We start from the raw sequence: 16,272 nt of genomic DNA on the forward strand, positions 1-16,272 counted from the left end.
ATCAAATACTCGAGTCCAAAGGAGTTGCTTATGATAGTAAAAATTAGTCCACGTGGTAGTCTAGATCAGCTTTCTCAATTAGAAGTCGAGCGCCTAAAACAAGGCGCAAAAAGTGACCTTTACCAATTATATCGAAATTGCTCACTCGCAGTGTTAGCTTCAGGGCTTATCAGCGACAGTTCTGAAGAACTGTTTACTCGCTATGAATCTTTTAGCCTTAATATTTTACAGCGCGAAAGAGGCATACAAATTGAACTCATCAACCCTCCTCTACAAGCCTTCGTCGACGGTGAAATCATTGTCGGTATTCAAGAACATTTGTTTGCAGTTCTCCGCGATATTATATACATCAGCAACAAGTACGAAAATTTAAAGCATATTGACTTAAGCAATGCTAGCCACATTACCAATGTTGTGTTTGATATTTTACGCAATGCTCAAGCTATCTCGCCAATGAAAGATCCTAATGTAGTCGTTTGTTGGGGAGGACACAGCATCAATGCAGTTGAATACCAATATACCCGTGATGTCGGCTACCAACTAGGGCTTCGTAGATTAGATATTTGCACCGGTTGCGGCCCTGGCGCAATGGAAGGCCCAATGAAAGGCGCAGCAATAGCCCACGCAAAACAACGTGTTCATAATGCCCGTTATATAGGTTTAACCGAACCCAGTATTATTGCAGCAGAACCACCCAACCAAATTGTTAATGAATTAGTTATTTTACCCGATATAGAAAAACGCCTAGAAGCCTTTGTCCGTTTAGGCCATGGTATTGTCATTTTCCCTGGCGGAGCCGGAACGGCTGAAGAATTACTCTACTTTTTAGGTATTTTATTAAATAAAGACAATTGCCATGCATCCTTTCCACTAGTGTTAACTGGACCAGCTGAAAGTGCAGAGTATTTTACCGTTATCGATGAGTTTATCGGGGCGACATTAGGCGCAGAAGCACAGAGTAAGTATCAAATCATTATTGATGATCCAGCCAAAGTGGCGCAAATAATGAAGCAAGGAATGGAAGAGGTAAAAATCTACCGTAAAGAAAAATGCGATGCTTACCAGTATCAATGGTCTCTCAAAATTGAACCCGAATTTCAATTACCCTTTGCGCCGACCCATGAAGTTATGGCAAATTTAAATCTCTATTTTCAAGAAAACAAGGCAGAGCTTGCCGCTAACTTACGTAAAGCGTTTTCAGGTATTGTCGCTGGTAATGTAAAAGGCGACACCATCAAGTTGATTCAAGAGTTTGGTCCCTTTAAGATTGAAGGTGATGCTAAGCTTATGCTCATGATGGATAAGCTATTAAACGCTTTTGTTAAACAACAACGAATGAAACTGCCAGGAAGCGCTTACGTGCCCTGCTACGACATAATAAAAACAAATGAATAAACTACTCATAATTGACGGACTCAACCTCGTACGCCGCATTCATGCGGTGTTACCTGATGAAAACGATATTGCCAGCGTTCAAGAGCGCGTTTTAGCTGCATCTAAAAAAATGTTGCTGCAACATCAACCAACCCATTGCATGGTCGTTTGGGATGGCAATGAGCCATCCTGGCGCAAAACACTGTACAGCGATTACAAGAAAGGTCGTAAACCCATGCCAACGGCATTAAGTGATGGCTTGGTAAATATCAAAGCCACACTTGCAGAACACGATATCAACTCCTTTGACGCTCAATCTGAAGCCGATGATGTTATCGCCACCATTGCGATGAAAATGATCAGCAATAAGGGAGAAGTTATTATCGTGTCAACCGACAAAGGCTTTAGCCAGTTACCAACTAAAAACCTCACCTTGTGGGATCATTTTAATCAACAGGTTTTTGATGTTGAACAATATGAAAAGAAACTGGGAATAGAGCAATACCAAATGCTCGACTTTATTGCACTAGCAGGTGACAGCGGCAATAAAATACCCGGAATTATGGGGATAGGCCCAAAATCTGCAGCTGATTTACTCAATAAATTTAGAACGCTGGCTAATTTATATCGCTCTTTAGATAACCTTGGCGCCAAGCAAGCACTTAAATTAGCCGAAGGAAAAGAGATAGCCAGAATTAGTTATAAATTAGCCCAGTTACAATGCGATATTCCACTGAATATTAATTTGAAACAATTTAGGATCAATCCGATAACAAACTAATGTCATAATAAGCTAACTGCCACTCTGGATAAAGGATGGGCTATAGCGTTAAAACGAATGTATTTAGAGTCTGCTATATCACTATTGCCACGGATGTTGCCAAGGGTTTTACATCATAATAGTAGGTTTATGGTAAGCCGATACAATGCAGATAGCGGAACTAAATACTAGATGATAACCGTTTATTATCCAGAGTTGAGCTTACATACAGTCAACGACATTAATACCATAATGGATTATCCAGATTATGAACAATAAAGTGACATATATCATCGGTGGAATTTTCACTGCCTATTTACTGTTTGTTGCCGTGGTGATTTTTGTTTATGAACCACAGCCAGAAGACAGAGCTTGGGATGATCGCCAGGCGTTCAATTTACAAAAAATGAGCGAAGTCAGCTTTGGTCAAAGCCTTGATGAGATCAGAACATTATTAGGCAGTGCAGATTTTGTCGAAGCCAAAACCGGCATAGATGGACAATATCAAGTGATGTATTACCGTACCCACCATATAAAATCAGACGGTGAAACCACTAAAGAAGAGTGCACGCCATTGTTATTCAGAGATAATCTGCTGATTGCATGGGGACAAGACACTGAAGATCAATATTTTGCTGTGCCAATAACCCATCAAGATCCGCAATAACTCGTTCTATATCGGTGGTATCAATAATAAAAAACGCCCTATCTGTATCAGCATAGGGCGTTTTTTTGTTCATTTAGATAAACATTGATAGCGGTTTAATCTACTTTTTTATATTCCTGATAAGCTTCACCTTGGCGAAGCCAATTAGGGGCTTGCTCACCTTTCAAGTAATGATCGAAGTACTGCTTCATCTTAATGGTATAATCAAGTTTATTGGGATACTTTTTCAAATGATGTGGCTCATCTTCATATTGTAAAAACACCACATCCTTCCCTGCTCGACGCATTGCTAGATACAACTCAACTCCCTGCTCCCAAGGCACTGCATCATCTTTATCACCAAACATAATCATCATGGGTGTTTGGATGCGATCAACATAAAAAATAGGCGAGTTTTCAATGTACCTTTGTGGTGCCTTGAACAGACTCTCACCCATTCGACTTTGACCGGTTTCATATTGAAATTGTCTTGCTAACCCTGAACCATGGCGAATACCACTGTAAGCACTGGTCATATTCGACACCGGAGCACCTGTGACTACCGCTTTAAAGATATTGGTTTGGGTTACCGCATAAGCACTCTGATAGCCGCCCCAAGAATGCCCTTGAATACCAACAGCATCAGGATCGGCAACTCCCATCGCTATCAATTTTTGGACGCCAGCGGTCAAGGCTTTAACTGAGGAAATCCCAGGATAACCAATCTCAAAACGAATATCAGGTAAGAAAATCGCATATCCATTATCTGCATACCAAGCAAAGTTAGGTCGATGATTGAGTTTCATATCAGGAAATGCATGCAACCTATCACTCATAAAACGATAGAAATACACTAAGGTTGGATACTGTTTACCGGCTTGGTAATTTGTTGGCTTAATGAGGACTCCATCCATGTTAACCCCGTCACCATCTCGCCAATGTACTAGCTCCGCATTTCCCCATTTAAAGGGTTTACGCTGCTTATCCAGTTGGGTCACCTGTTGGGCGTTCTGTGGTGAGGTATTAGCTGCAATATATAAATCAGGATACAAATCATAGCGCTGTTTCGAAAACACCACTGTCGAGGCTTTATTTGCTCTGGCAAGCAACGTTAATTTACTGTTGCTTTCGGTTAAGCGCTTCACACCCGCTATGCCAATTTGAGCGCTAAAAAATCCGTCTGCTTTTGATAGATGACTATAACCTTGCAATAGTACAGTTTCAGCATCATTCACTACCGCGGGTAACAATTCATCCTTCACTAAGCCAACTAGTCTGAATTGAGTTTTCTGCTTTCGCCCCTCGCCATTGGTTAACATAAACCCTTGGTTAGATGTGGTACTAAACTGCCATACATCATATTTATCATAAACGGTTATCGCACTATCATCGGCTAACCAAGGACCAAATCCGTAACCGGGTGCAGCACTGGGATAGTCATGGTCTTCATCAGCAAAAGGTGTCGTAATACTAGCAGTCAAATTAACTCGACGTTGAGATGCAATATCTAACAGAAATACGTTACCTTGCTGATAATAAGCCAGAAACTTAGCACTCGGTGACAGTGTAGGCATTGCATCACTGGGTTGCTGAGTTAACACAGGAATTTTACTACCGTTGTTTACATCAACCAAATACACATCACGATAAAAGCCTGCCCAGGTGATCATTTTTTGATATGGCACATCAGAACTGGCCAATAGAAAACGTGCTTGTTCACCGTAAGTGACATCTGGCACTATTTTATCGGCTAACTGGACTAACTTATTTGAATCTAAGTGTAAAACAGCTAAATAAGTGCGTTTTAATTCTTGCTCATATTCTTTGACTTCTTGAGGCTTAATTTTGGCATCATCGCCATGCCAAATACGTAACTGCTTTTTTGCCGTGATAATATTTGGATTAAAGACATCATTGGCATTTTGATAATCAGCTAATTCAGCTTGCTGTGCGACTTTGGGGACTCGACCAACATACAAACGTTGGCCGTCTTTTGAAAACTGTAAGCTTGAGTACTGGTTATATGTCCAACCTTCAGACTGAGCAAATTGCCGTTGTTTATTCTGCTCTACATCAATAAGCAACATATCATGCTCACGGCCATAGCGTGTCGAACTCGCGGCACCTTTCGTCACGGCAACATATTGACCATCATCGCTGATCGCTAATGCTTCAATATGTTCATCGCGACTACCATAAAGCTGACGCTGTTTTTGGTCATCCAATGTCACCAATACAACTTGGTGTAGTTGATTTTCACCTTGATTGACGACTGCAACAAAATGCTTCCCAGTTTTATCAAAAGCGAATTGTGTCACATCAGATAGCTGCGAGTGTTGATTGGTAGCCAAATTAATTAACCGAATATCAGCACCTTTATCTGCCTCCTCAATTTCAGCATGAGTCTCATCTTCAGACTTAGCCATTTTTTTAGCGGCAATAGATTCAGAGCTAATAGATTCAGAAACTTTAGACTCTGAAGCAATGGATTCAACAGCCATAGATTCCGATAATTCAGATTTCGTATCGGTAGATTCAGGCTTGCTAACCTTAAATTTCACCACTAAAAAATGACCATTGTCGCTAAACAAGGCGGAATCTACATTCTCAAACGTCTGTTGTTTACCACTTTGAGTATTCAGTAAGACCACTTCATGAGGTAAATCGGCTTTCTTCTCGGTTTCTCGTTCAAATAAGCTCGCTTCAATAGTCGCCAACACAAATTTTCCATCAGCACTGACATTAACATCGGTGCCATTAGCAATTTCATACTGTTTATTGTTCTCACTAAAACGGATTAATGCACGACTATCGCCTCTATCAGGAGTAGCCTGTACTGCAATCACTTTGCCATCATCAGAAATAACAGGCTGTTGTAGGGTTTCAAAATGCATAATGTCATCAAGGGACAGTGCACGTTGCGGGGCCGCATGGGCACTAAATGACAGGCAGACTGCCAATGGAATTAAATTGAATAATTTCACAGTTTTCCTCTAATGGTAACGTTAATTGATTATTGTTATAGATCACCGCAATAGATCATCGTGTTGGATTATCTCAATATTGACCAGTTAACATTAAGCCAACCAGCAAAAGGCACTACATGCGACCAAAGTCGTCTTTATAAAAAATGCTTACAGAATAAGCTAATGCTGCCAATAAAACATTGAACCGCCGATAAATCTTCAGCATTAAGGTACTTTACAAGTAAACGATTTGTAACAAAGGTTCATAGTAAAACAATCAAATTAGAATTGACTTAAAAATAACGGAAATAATGTGATAATACTCACTATTTTCTGTAAATAAACATTAAAAGTCGTTAAAATACGCCGCAGAAAAACGACGCTTTTTATCGTCACCTAGCCGTGTCATATATGCGGTCTATCAATTGCAGTAACCACAACCGTGGAAGGACTATTCATGTCAAAACGTACAATAACCGTGATCCCAGGTGATGGGATTGGCCCAAGCATTATCGATTCAGCATTAAAAATCCTCGATAAAGCAGGATGTAACTTTGAATATGAATTTGCTGATGCAGGGTTAACGGCGTTAGAAAAACACGGTGAATTAGTACCGCAACGTACTTTAGACCTTATCGAGAAAAATCGCATTACGCTTAAAGGACCATTAACCACACCTGTCGGTGAAGGTTTTACCTCTATTAATGTGAGCTTACGTAAAAAGTTCAGCCTTTATGCTAACGTGCGCCCGGTGATTTCATTTAAGGGAACCCAAGCGCGTTACGAGAACATTGATATTATTACCGTCCGTGAAAACACTGAAGGTATGTACTCAGGCTTAGGCCAAAAAATCTCTGACGATGGTCAAACAGCCGAAGCAACCAGTATCATTACTCGTCAAGGTGCAGAGCAAATCACCACGTTCGCATACGAACTTGCACGTAAAGAAAATCGTAAAAAAGTGACTATCGTTCATAAAGCTAACATCATGAAATCAACTTCAGGTTTATTCTTGAAAGTGGCACGTGAAGTGAGCCTGCGTTACCCAGACATCACCACCGAAGAAATGATTGTTGATGCCACTTGTATGAAACTGGTTATGAATCCTGAAAACTTTGATGTTATCGTGACCACTAACCTATTTGGCGACATTTTGTCTGACTTATGTGCCGGTCTTGTAGGCGGTTTAGGCATGGCTCCAGGTGCAAACATCGGTCGCGATGCTGCTATATTTGAAGCGGTACACGGCAGTGCACCAGATATCGCAGGTAAAAACTTAGCTAACCCGACCTCGGTAATTTTAGCGTCGATTCAAATGCTAGAATACCTAGGTATGTCTGATAAAGCTGAGATGATCCGTAGCGCAGTATCGGCTGTTATTGAAGAAGGCGACCGTACGACTCGCGATTTAGGCGGCACTCACGGCACTACCGACTTCACTCAAGCGGTACTCGATCGTCTAGGATAATTCCATATGGTTACGTTAATGACTGAGTTATCTGTCATTAACTAAAAAGCCCCTTATGCAATGTTGCATCAGGGGCTTTTTATTAGCAGTGCAATAGTATTTTTATGCGTAGCTCACACCCTTTTCAGGGAATATCCATAAATGCACGGTCACTTCATCGCGGTCATGATAAAGGTGCTTACACTGCATTTTAAAATCAATTTCATTTTCAGTTAAAATGGCACCAATGGTTTCTAAAATCACGCTAACTTCTTTATAGCGGCTTTTCATGGGTAACTTAAGATTAAAAATAGCTTCTTTAAACCAACCATTAATTGCCCATGCTTCCATTAATTCAGCAACTCGGGCTGGCTTTTCAACCATATCGCACACTAACCAATACACATTTTTACGCGGTGGCTCAAAACGAAAACCATCTGCACGGTAATGCTTCACTTGGCCTGTTTCCATCAATTTTGGATCCATTGGACCGTTATCAACAGCAGCAACCATCATCCCACGGCGAACTAATTGGTAAGTCCAACCACCAGGACAAGCGCCTAAATCAACAGCATTTAACCCACTACGACAACGTGTTTCTTGTTCTTCTTTAGTTAAAAAGGCTCCAAAAGCTTCGTCTAACTTAAGGCTTGAACGACTAGGCGCATCTGCAGCCATTCTTAACCGAGGAATACCCATAAAATGTGGCGAACTATTGTGGCTTAACGAATAACCCGCATACGCTTTGCCAGGCCCGATAAAACACACATGAATAATTGGACGGCGGTCACTCTCAGCGTTAAGCAATGCGCCGCTCTTTTTTAAACCTTGACGTAACGGCACTGTCAATTTGCGACAAAATGCAGATAATTCTTTTGCTTCATTGGTGTCAGGCGTTTCAACGCGTAGCTCACCACATTTTGACAGTGCGGCCAATGAAGCCACAATAGGCCCTACTCGATCTTGTTCAGGCAAATCACTCAACAACTCACCAGCGGCAAACATCTGACGCGCAAAAACTAATGAACTAAGCGCCAATTCCTTAACTAACGTATCGGCACCATTATCGTCAAAACATTGATAGATCACATAGGCATCGTTGATGTTGGTTTTAACAAAACCACCCACATTTAATTCAGTTGCCCGTTGTTGAATTTCTGCCGCACAGTCTTTTTCATAGCCTGAGCGACAAAATAGGAATAGGTTTTTCATTTGGAGCCTTAGCGTAAGGATATTCGCATAATAGCGAGACAATAATCTCGCTATTATACTCAAAAATGCTCAAGGTGGGAGAATTTAGCTAAGGCATTATTCTGCTGATTTTGCATGCCAAATCGCCGCAGCAAATAACAACCACCCCACTAAGAAGCATAACCCGCCCATAGGCGTAATTGGGCCAATCCATTTAGCCCCCGTAAAGGCATAAAGGTATAGCGAACCAGAAAACAATATTATCCCGGCAATAAAGCTATAAGCAGCCCAGTTGATCAACTTAGATGGGATCCAATGAGCAGAAAAAGCCAACGCAATCAATCCGAAGGTATGATAAAACTGATAATCGACCCCGAGTTTAAAAATACTCACTAATTCCGGTGGTGCGATAGTTTTAAGCCCATGAGCAGCAAAAGCACCCAGTGCTACAGCCATAAAACCACTTAATGTGGCAAACAATAATAGACCTTTATTCATTTTACTTAACCTCATACAACATAAATCGACAATGCATCATACTATTGAAGCAAGCTGATTTTCGTGACTTAAACCATCACCGTTAGTATTCATGTAGTGTTAATATTGATGCTAGGGTTGATCAAGCTATCAGCAAAGTAGACGCCGCATATGCGTAAAACATAGCGTTACAGCATTAACCTAATCGGGTAATAAACTGACTAATATTCTCGATGGCATGATCAAGATTGCCCTCAAGGGTATAACCAGAAGATTTTCGCGGTTGCAAACTATGGTCACCATCACCAATCCAACAGACTTCTGCATGTTCACCCAAAGCCCAATTGGGTACTTGTTGAAGATCGCCAAATTTATCTCGCTCACCTTGAACAATCAACATCGGAATTGAATTGTGCTGAATAGGCGCAAGTCGTGGTTCTCCACCTTTGAGGGGAATAAAAGGGTAGCCTAAACACACAATTGCACTAATTTTATTGGCAACATCTTTAACAAGAGGTTGTTGTAATTGATGGTCTGAGCTGGTCAATATTGCCGACATACGGCCACCCATTGACTTGCCCATTAAGATTATTCGCTGACAATTAATAAGACCCAGCGTCATTTTTTGTTGAATATCTAGCAGCACCTGTTCATAGTGCGCGAGTAATTTAGGTGCTCGATCAGGCGGACGGCGTTTACCATCTTGCATATTGGCCTGCATATACAAGAAATTAAATCGGTACACTTGATAGCCTTGAGCGATTAACTTATCGGTCATCGAAGTCATATATTGATGATGCATATTCGCCCCAGCACCATGAGCAAAAACAATCAAAGTGTCACTTTTAGGACCTTGCAAAAGAAAATCATCAGCTAACACTGGCGTATTATCCGGTAAGCAACTCACTACGCGACTCCTCTGCAAACATATCAACCATCCACTCTCTAAAAGCTGAAATTTTACCTATTTCAGAATGATTTTGCTGACACACTAAATAATAAGCATCTTTGCTCACCAGCACCTCAGAAAACGGGCACACTAAGCGCCCTGCTTTGATATCAGGTCTTGCTAGTACGCTATATCCTAATGCCACACCTTGGCCATGCGCAGCTGCTTGTAGTACCAATGAAGAATGGCTAAATATAGGCCCTTGATTGACATTGATGTCAGTTACGCCACATTGCCTAAACCATGCCTGCCAATCTTGACGGCTGGAATCATGTAATAAAGTGTGGAGTTTTAAATCACTAGGCTGAATTAATGGCTTAGGACCATTGAGTAATAATGGCGAACATACGGGAATCAGCACTTCATTACGCAGTTTATCAGCACGTAGTCCAGGCCAATTACCTTGACCGTAATAAATAGCCACATCGACATCATCCGTTAACGAACTGGCATCACTGTCTACCGCTTTAATACGCACATCAATATCAGGATTTTTTTCGCTAAATTTAGCTAAACGAGGCACTAACCATTGAATAGCAAAACTCGGAGACATGCTCACCGTTAACGATCCCACCGCGCTTCGGGCAAGCAGGCGATTAGTCGCCTCGCCGAGCTCAATAAAAATGTCTTTAATGTCCAGAAAATAGCTTTGGCCTTCTTCTGTTAACAATAATGATCTATTTTTACGCCTAAACAGTTTTAGCCCTAAAAAATCTTCTAATGCTTTAATTTGATGACTCACTGCAGCCTGAGTGACAAACAACTCTTCTGCGGCGCGGGTAAAGCTCAAATGTCGTGCTGCAGCTTCAAATGCTTTAACTGCATTCAAAGGAGGTAATCGTCTAGACATAGTGATCAATCTCTCGTTTTTTAATTAGTTTTTCTAATGATTATCGTTATTTTTTGTCGTTTGTAAAGAACACTGTGTTTGGTTAAATTAGCATCATTGAAAATACAGTTGGACAATCTCTACGATGTTACTGGGATAGTCCGGCAAATGTGACTTATTAGCCTGGAGGCTCACCCCCAATGTTCAACCTAAACACTATTTTTGCAGTCGCGTTAACATCCATAATGGGTTTATCTTCTGCTCAAGCGACTGAACTAGAACCTATCGATATGATCGATTTACATGCTGAATTATCGCAAAGCATTGAAGCGATGCAAATTGATATCAATTATGATGTTAACAGCATTTTAGTTGCTGACAATGATGAACAACAAAAAACTTCAGAAGCGGTTCAAGCTAATTAGAGTCAGTTCATCTTAAGCACGTTACTGAGACAATAAAAAACCGCATTAAATGCGGTTTTTTATTGTCTATGATTCGTCGCACTCAAAACGTATTACTGCTCCAGCTCACCGCTTCAACCAACACGAAAGAGGATAAGTCACCCAAATAGCTCCAAGTCACAACACCGCAAAGACGGTGTCGTTTCGAAGACTTAAGGACGATACACTTTAACGTTAGTATAACCTTGCTCTACAAGATATAAGGCTTGCAGCTTACTCATCACACCACGGTCACAATACAATAAATACGTTTTAGACTTATCTAAATCGGCAAATTGGGTCGCTAACTTAAAGAATGGAATCGCTTTAACCATTACATTATCAATTAATAATGGGCTACGCTCTTCTTCTTCAGGAGCACGAACATCAATGATTATTTCACCTGAAGCCACGTCTTTAACCGTTTCAGTTTCGGTCACTTGTTGGTTCATTTCAGCTTCAATATCACGAATATCCATTACCACAGCAGATGCTACTACACGGTCGATTAAATCTTCAGAGAATTTCAGCTCTTCTGCTTCAACCTTAGATAATACCGCTTTAACTGTAGGTTTTTGTGAAATCACACCACAATACTCGGGAATAGACTTCGCAAAATCTTCAGTGCCAATAATACGGCTCTGATTAATAATATCTTGTTTATCCATTGCGATAAGCGGGCGTAAAATCAATAAATCGGTACTGCGATCGATAACATTTAGATTAGTCAGTGTTTGACTAGATACTTGACCTAAGCTCTCACCTGTTACTAACGCTTGAATACCGTATTTGTCAGCAATACGTGTCGCTGCACGCATCATTACACGTTTAAGTACCACACCCATTTGACCGTTATCAATACGCTCTAAAATCTCTTCAACCACGGGCTCGAATGGCACTGACACAAAACGTACTTTGTGAGACTCACCGTACTTTTTCCACAGGTGATACGCGACTTGCTTAACGCCAATTTCGTGCTGAGCGCCACCTAAATTAAAGAAACAGTAATGGGTACGAGCGCCTTTTTTAATAAACTGAAAACTCGACACACCAGAATCGAAACCACCCGAAATAAGTGACAACACATCTTCTTGTGTCGCCATAGGAAAACCGCCCAAACCTTGAATGCGACGTTCAACCATGTAAAGCTTATCTTGATTGATTTCAAGATTAACGGTTACGTCAGGGTCTTTAAGTTTTACCCCTAGCGCCTCAGTGTGTTGATTTAATCCACCACCGACATAACGCTCAACATCAATTGAATTAAAGTCATGATTACCAGAACGTTTTACGCGGACACAAAAAGTTTTACCGGCAATTTCATCACGGTATTTAGGCAAAGCTTGCTGATAAATATGATCGATCGAATCAAAACTGTACTCACTCACTTGCACCACATGAGCAATACCTGGAATACAAGCTAGTCGATCTGCAAAAACGTCACACAATTCAGGTTTATCGCTCGGTACTTGCACGATGATACGATCGTATAACCGTTGTACTTTTGCACCTTCATCCACATTTTTAAGCACATTACGTATATTAGTTTCAAGCATTTTGGTAAAGCGCATTCTTACCGACTTGCTCTTCATCATAATTTCAGGGTACAGCTTTACAATAAACTTCATGGGGCGTCCACAGGTATAACCATCACAATAGAACTACACTCGGTGTTACTCGGTAAAGAGATAGTAATACATTGATAATAAATAAAAAAACAGCAAAGCTCTGTCTACTCGGTTAGCTTAAGCCATCAAGCGCAGAGTAAAGCGTATGCAATAATTTGCGGATTATACCAAAGGATGCCTATTAACCAAACACATTCACTTTGTTTATCTGTGATTCGTCATAGCTCGAGACATAGTTGATAGTGTTCGGCTTGTGAATAGCGATAGTTAAAAGCCATTTTATGACTAAAAACCATATTGCTAGAACAAAAAAACGCAACCTCGTTAATCTACAGAGATTGCGCTTAACATTTGATGGCAAACTATTTAGTCACTATTATTTCATTCGACTCTTTAGCTTTACCTTGCTCGATAGAGATTTCTACACGACGGTTCCGAGCTTGATTTTCATTGGAATCATTGGCGACTAATGGTCGGTTAGATGCCTCTCCAACTACTTTCATCCTGGATTCATCAAAACCAGAGACTCTTCTTAACTCATGAGCCACAGCAACAGCTCTTTGACTTGAAAGTTCCCAGTTTGAGCTGTAAAGCTCATTATTGATATCTGCACCATCAGTGTGACCTGACACAGTAATAATGCCGGGGACATCTTTTAATAACTCACCAATAGAGCGCACAATCGGTTTGAACTTAGGTTGTAAAAAACCTGATCCAGAAGCAAACGAGCCTTTCTCACGAATACGAATAATAATTTGTTGGCCTAAAGATTCAATTTCAATGGCACCATCAACAATTTCTTCATTGAGTTTTTCAGCCATTTTTTTAACTTGATCATTAATGTTTTCTTGCGAAGAGGCTGCGTCTTTTTTAACAGCTTCAGCTTCTTGTTGCGCTGTTGCGGCTGCATTGCCACCACGTTGCTCACCGCTTTGCTTTTGAGTACCACCAGCACTGTCTTCTTCACCCGCCTGATATTCTATCGTCGGCTGAGTCATTTCATTGGTTTGTTGATTAATGATCTCAATGGGCGTGGGATCGGGGCGACCAGGGCGGAATTCAAGCGCAATAACAGACGTCCCCTTAGGAATGTCTTTCACTTCAACTTTATTTTGCACCCCGAACGCATACTTCATAGAGCCAGCAATTTGTTTAAACTTCATCACGTCCATTTCAGAGAACGCTAGCAACAACACGAAGAAACACATCAGCAACGACATTAAGTCTGCAAATGTGGCCAGCCACATAGGGGCGCCAGCGGGTGGACAATCACACTTGGCCTTAGCCATGAGTTACTCTCCGTCCGTTGTATCAATTTTTCGCAGACTTTCAGCTAAATAATTCTTCAAAAATCCTTCAATAACTCGTGGGTTCTGCCCATCTTGAATCGCTAAAACCGCATCCATAATTAAATTACGATTAAGCAATTCTTCGTTCATTCGTAATGATAATTTATCCGCCATCGGGATGGCGATCATGTTGGCAATCACCGCACCATAGAGAGTCGTTAACAATGCCACTGCCATTGAAGGGCCAATGGATTTGGGGTCATCCATGTTAGATAGCATCGCCACTAAACCAACCAAAGTACCAATCATGCCCATTGCAGGTGCCACATCGCCCATGGCTTTAAAAATACCCACCCCGGTTTTGTGACGCTCTTCAGTTAATGCAATGTCTTTTTCTAATGCGTTGCGCACCACATCACCGTCATGGCCATCAACTAACATATCAACGGCTTTTTGCATAAAGGTGTTGGTAATAACCGCTTCTTCTAATGCTAAAAAACCGCCTTTACGGGCAGCATCAGCCATGGTGACAGCTTGTTCTATCAAGTCTTCAGGTTTATCTAATTTAAACATGAAGGCTTTCATACCAATCTTTATTGCACCTAAAAATTGCTTTAGGTTAAATTTCATCATCACCACAAATAAAGAGCCTGCCACAACAATCAAAATTGACGGTACATCGATAAATAATCCGATACCACCACTGGTGATCATTGCACCAATAATAAATGCAAAAGCACCGATAATACCTATTAGGGTAGCTAAATCCACAACCTCTCCTCAATCGCAGTCATTACGCTGCTTATTTGTGCTACTTCCACCGTGCTGTTAGCGCACGTTATACGACCCGAATAATCCGTCAGCATTTTGTGTTGATAACAATGCCCATCGTTATGTATTACAGCAAAAGTTTCAATACTATTTTTCGCTAGTAATGTTAAATCATGACTTGTTATCGGACAAACTTGGCTCAAGTTTAGCTTGTTTTTGTACATTCTAAACAAAATTCAATAACAAAGCGTGCTGTTGAGCAAATAACCAGCGACTGTATTTGACCGATACGCTGGGCTGATATACCTTGTCACACGCTGAATGAAAGGAATATAACTCGTGGCTAAAAAACCTGAAAATCTCAGTTTTGAACAATCATTAACTGAACTTGAAACCATTGTTGCTCATTTGGAGCAAGGTGAAGTGTCGCTGGATGATGCACTTAAACAGTTTGAGCGCGGCATTAAGTTAGTTCGTCAAAGCCAAGCCAAACTTGAGCAAGCACAGCAAAAAGTCTCTATCTTATTAAATGAAGATGATGCCGAATTAGCGTCGTTCACTGTAGAAAGTGAATAATCGTCAACATAGTGTGTATTGAATAATAGGTATTGATACGTGTTAGCTGAAGCAATAACAACATACCAAAATCGCGTTAATGGAATTCTTAACCAACATTTAACGCTGCTCGATGACGCTGCACCAGATTTAAAAGCAGCGATGCTGCATGGCGCGCTATTGGGCGGGAAACGCATAAGACCATTTTTGGTCTACAGTGTAGGTGACATGTTAGGCGTTAACATTAATGCACTTGATAAAGCCGCTGCTGCCATTGAGTGTATTCATGCCTATTCGTTAATACACGATGACTTACCGGCAATGGATAACGATGCTCTTCGTCGTGGCCAACCTACTGTGCATATTGCATTTGACGAAGCCACCGCTATTTTAGCCGGTGATGCATTGCAAACATTGGCTTTTGAAATTATCACAGCCCCTTGTAATGACTTACATCCGAAGCAACAACTGGCGATGGTCAGAGTACTCGCGAAAGCATCAGGCTATCAGGGTATGTGCGGTGGGCAAGCGATTGATTTGAGTGCTACAGATCACAGTATAAATTTAGACCGATTAACCGAATTACATAATAAAAAAACCGGAGCGTTAATCAGTTGTGCGGTTGAGCTTGCCTTAATTGCTGCTGACGTACCCGATGAGCATTACAAATTAATGATGAAATATGCCCATACGCTTGGGCTAGCTTTTCAAGTGCAAGATGATATTTTAGATATTACCGCTAGCACCGAAGAGCTAGGCAAACCACAAGGCAGCGATCAGCAATCGAATAAAAGCACTTTCCCGAAACTATTAGGTCTCGATGGTGCCAAAGCCTGTGCAGAACAACTAATACAAGATGCACTATCAGCGCTGACTAAATTACCATACAATAGCCAGTTAATTGCAGACTTCGCCCACTACATTATTGAGCGAAGATTATAATAAAG

15 protein-coding genes are annotated in these 16,272 nt (G+C 41.0%); 7 read left to right on the top strand and 8 right to left on the bottom strand.

The window, feature by feature from the left end; translation table 11 throughout:
* Positions 1-30 precede the first annotated feature (30 nt).
* The 3 genes from ppnN (at position 31) to SFRI_RS14370 (ending at position 2,801) form a co-directional block, all read left to right on the top strand.
* Positions 31-1,395, top strand: coding sequence for a nucleotide 5'-monophosphate nucleosidase PpnN (ppnN, locus tag SFRI_RS14360; protein WP_011638224.1), 1,365 nt, complete (start codon positions 31-33; stop codon positions 1,393-1,395).
* The gene (gene xni, locus SFRI_RS14365; RefSeq protein ID WP_011638225.1) at positions 1,388-2,155 is read left to right on the top strand and encodes a flap endonuclease Xni; all 768 of its coding nucleotides are present in this window, start codon (positions 1,388-1,390) and stop codon (positions 2,153-2,155) included. The genes ppnN and xni overlap by 8 nt, the downstream gene beginning before the upstream one ends.
* A gap of 247 nt (positions 2,156-2,402) precedes the next feature.
* Positions 2,403-2,801, top strand: coding sequence for a DUF3192 domain-containing protein (locus SFRI_RS14370; RefSeq protein WP_011638226.1), 399 nt, complete (start codon positions 2,403-2,405; stop codon positions 2,799-2,801).
* A 95-nt stretch (positions 2,802-2,896) separates the two neighbouring features.
* Here the strand turns inward: SFRI_RS14370 and SFRI_RS14375 are convergent, their stop codons facing one another.
* On the bottom strand, positions 2,897-5,764 hold the full coding sequence (locus SFRI_RS14375; RefSeq protein ID WP_011638227.1) for a S9 family peptidase: 2,868 nt from the start codon (positions 5,762-5,764) through the stop codon (positions 2,897-2,899).
* Positions 5,765-6,203: 439 nt separating this feature from the next.
* Here SFRI_RS14375 and SFRI_RS14380 point away from each other — a divergent pair, with 439 nt between their 5' ends.
* On the top strand, positions 6,204-7,214 hold the full coding sequence (locus tag SFRI_RS14380; RefSeq protein ID WP_011638228.1) for an isocitrate dehydrogenase: 1,011 nt from the start codon (positions 6,204-6,206) through the stop codon (positions 7,212-7,214).
* A gap of 102 nt (positions 7,215-7,316) precedes the next feature.
* Here the strand turns inward: SFRI_RS14380 and rlmM are convergent, their stop codons facing one another.
* The 4 genes from rlmM to SFRI_RS14400 form a co-directional block, all read right to left on the bottom strand.
* Positions 7,317-8,405 carry a 23S rRNA (cytidine(2498)-2'-O)-methyltransferase RlmM gene (gene rlmM / locus SFRI_RS14385; RefSeq protein WP_011638229.1) on the bottom strand — a complete coding sequence of 363 codons (1,089 nt, stop codon included), beginning with the start codon at positions 8,403-8,405 and terminating at the stop codon, positions 7,317-7,319.
* Positions 8,406-8,501: 96 nt separating this feature from the next.
* Positions 8,502-8,882 (bottom strand): DUF423 domain-containing protein, encoded by a 381-nt coding sequence (locus SFRI_RS14390; protein WP_011638230.1) that lies wholly within the window; start codon positions 8,880-8,882, stop codon positions 8,502-8,504.
* Between the two features lie 175 nt (positions 8,883-9,057).
* Entirely contained in the window at positions 9,058-9,768 is a 711-nt protein-coding gene (locus SFRI_RS14395) for an alpha/beta family hydrolase (protein WP_011638231.1), read from the bottom strand.
* The gene (locus tag SFRI_RS14400; RefSeq protein ID WP_011638232.1) at positions 9,749-10,660 is read right to left on the bottom strand and encodes a transcriptional regulator GcvA; all 912 of its coding nucleotides are present in this window, start codon (positions 10,658-10,660) and stop codon (positions 9,749-9,751) included. The genes SFRI_RS14395 and SFRI_RS14400 overlap by 20 nt, the downstream gene beginning before the upstream one ends.
* 179 nt (positions 10,661-10,839) lie before the next feature.
* Here SFRI_RS14400 and SFRI_RS14405 point away from each other — a divergent pair, with 179 nt between their 5' ends.
* A complete protein-coding gene (locus SFRI_RS14405; protein WP_011638233.1) occupies positions 10,840-11,064 on the top strand; it encodes a hypothetical protein in 225 nt (74 codons plus the stop codon).
* Positions 11,065-11,255: 191 nt separating this feature from the next.
* Here the strand turns inward: SFRI_RS14405 and thiI are convergent, their stop codons facing one another.
* The 3 genes from thiI to pomA form a co-directional block, all read right to left on the bottom strand.
* On the bottom strand, positions 11,256-12,710 hold the full coding sequence (gene thiI, locus SFRI_RS14410) for a tRNA uracil 4-sulfurtransferase ThiI (RefSeq protein ID WP_011638234.1): 1,455 nt from the start codon (positions 12,708-12,710) through the stop codon (positions 11,256-11,258).
* Between the two features lie 362 nt (positions 12,711-13,072).
* Positions 13,073-13,999: a flagellar motor protein MotB gene (locus SFRI_RS14415; RefSeq protein WP_011638235.1), complete on the bottom strand. Its 927-nt coding sequence runs from the start codon at positions 13,997-13,999 to the stop codon at positions 13,073-13,075.
* A gap of 3 nt (positions 14,000-14,002) precedes the next feature.
* Positions 14,003-14,770 carry a flagellar motor protein PomA gene (gene pomA, locus SFRI_RS14420; protein WP_011638236.1) on the bottom strand — a complete coding sequence of 256 codons (768 nt, stop codon included), beginning with the start codon at positions 14,768-14,770 and terminating at the stop codon, positions 14,003-14,005.
* Between the two features lie 339 nt (positions 14,771-15,109).
* Here pomA and xseB point away from each other — a divergent pair, with 339 nt between their 5' ends.
* Together xseB and ispA are read left to right on the top strand one after the other, a co-directional pair.
* The gene (gene xseB, locus SFRI_RS14425) at positions 15,110-15,346 is read left to right on the top strand and encodes an exodeoxyribonuclease VII small subunit (RefSeq protein ID WP_011638237.1); all 237 of its coding nucleotides are present in this window, start codon (positions 15,110-15,112) and stop codon (positions 15,344-15,346) included.
* A gap of 39 nt (positions 15,347-15,385) precedes the next feature.
* Positions 15,386-16,267, top strand: a complete 882-nt coding sequence (gene ispA / locus SFRI_RS14430) for a (2E,6E)-farnesyl diphosphate synthase (RefSeq protein WP_011638238.1) — start codon at positions 15,386-15,388, stop codon at positions 16,265-16,267.
* Positions 16,268-16,272: the final 5 nt, after the last annotated feature.

Origin of the sequence: Shewanella frigidimarina NCIMB 400, from assembly GCF_000014705.1 — a bacterium.
In the GTDB taxonomy this organism is placed as follows: domain Bacteria; phylum Pseudomonadota; class Gammaproteobacteria; order Enterobacterales; family Shewanellaceae; genus Shewanella; species Shewanella frigidimarina.

Excerpts from the sequence above, each read along its gene's own strand:
- ppnN (WP_011638224.1), top strand. The coding sequence starts at position 31 with ATGATAGTAAAAATTAGTCCACGTGGTAGTCTAGATCAGCTTTCTCAA.
- xni (WP_011638225.1), top strand. The coding sequence starts at position 1,388 with ATGAATAAACTACTCATAATTGACGGACTCAACCTCGTACGCCGCATT.
- SFRI_RS14370 (WP_011638226.1), top strand. The coding sequence starts at position 2,403 with ATGAACAATAAAGTGACATATATCATCGGTGGAATTTTCACTGCCTAT.
- SFRI_RS14380 (WP_011638228.1), top strand. The coding sequence starts at position 6,204 with ATGTCAAAACGTACAATAACCGTGATCCCAGGTGATGGGATTGGCCCA.
- rlmM (WP_011638229.1), bottom strand. The coding sequence starts at position 8,405 with ATGAAAAACCTATTCCTATTTTGTCGCTCAGGCTATGAAAAAGACTGT.
- SFRI_RS14390 (WP_011638230.1), bottom strand. The coding sequence starts at position 8,882 with ATGAATAAAGGTCTATTATTGTTTGCCACATTAAGTGGTTTTATGGCT.
- SFRI_RS14400 (WP_011638232.1), bottom strand. The coding sequence starts at position 10,660 with ATGTCTAGACGATTACCTCCTTTGAATGCAGTTAAAGCATTTGAAGCT.
- SFRI_RS14405 (WP_011638233.1), top strand. The coding sequence starts at position 10,840 with ATGTTCAACCTAAACACTATTTTTGCAGTCGCGTTAACATCCATAATG.
- thiI (WP_011638234.1), bottom strand. The coding sequence starts at position 12,710 with ATGAAGTTTATTGTAAAGCTGTACCCTGAAATTATGATGAAGAGCAAG.
- SFRI_RS14415 (WP_011638235.1), bottom strand. The coding sequence starts at position 13,999 with ATGGCTAAGGCCAAGTGTGATTGTCCACCCGCTGGCGCCCCTATGTGG.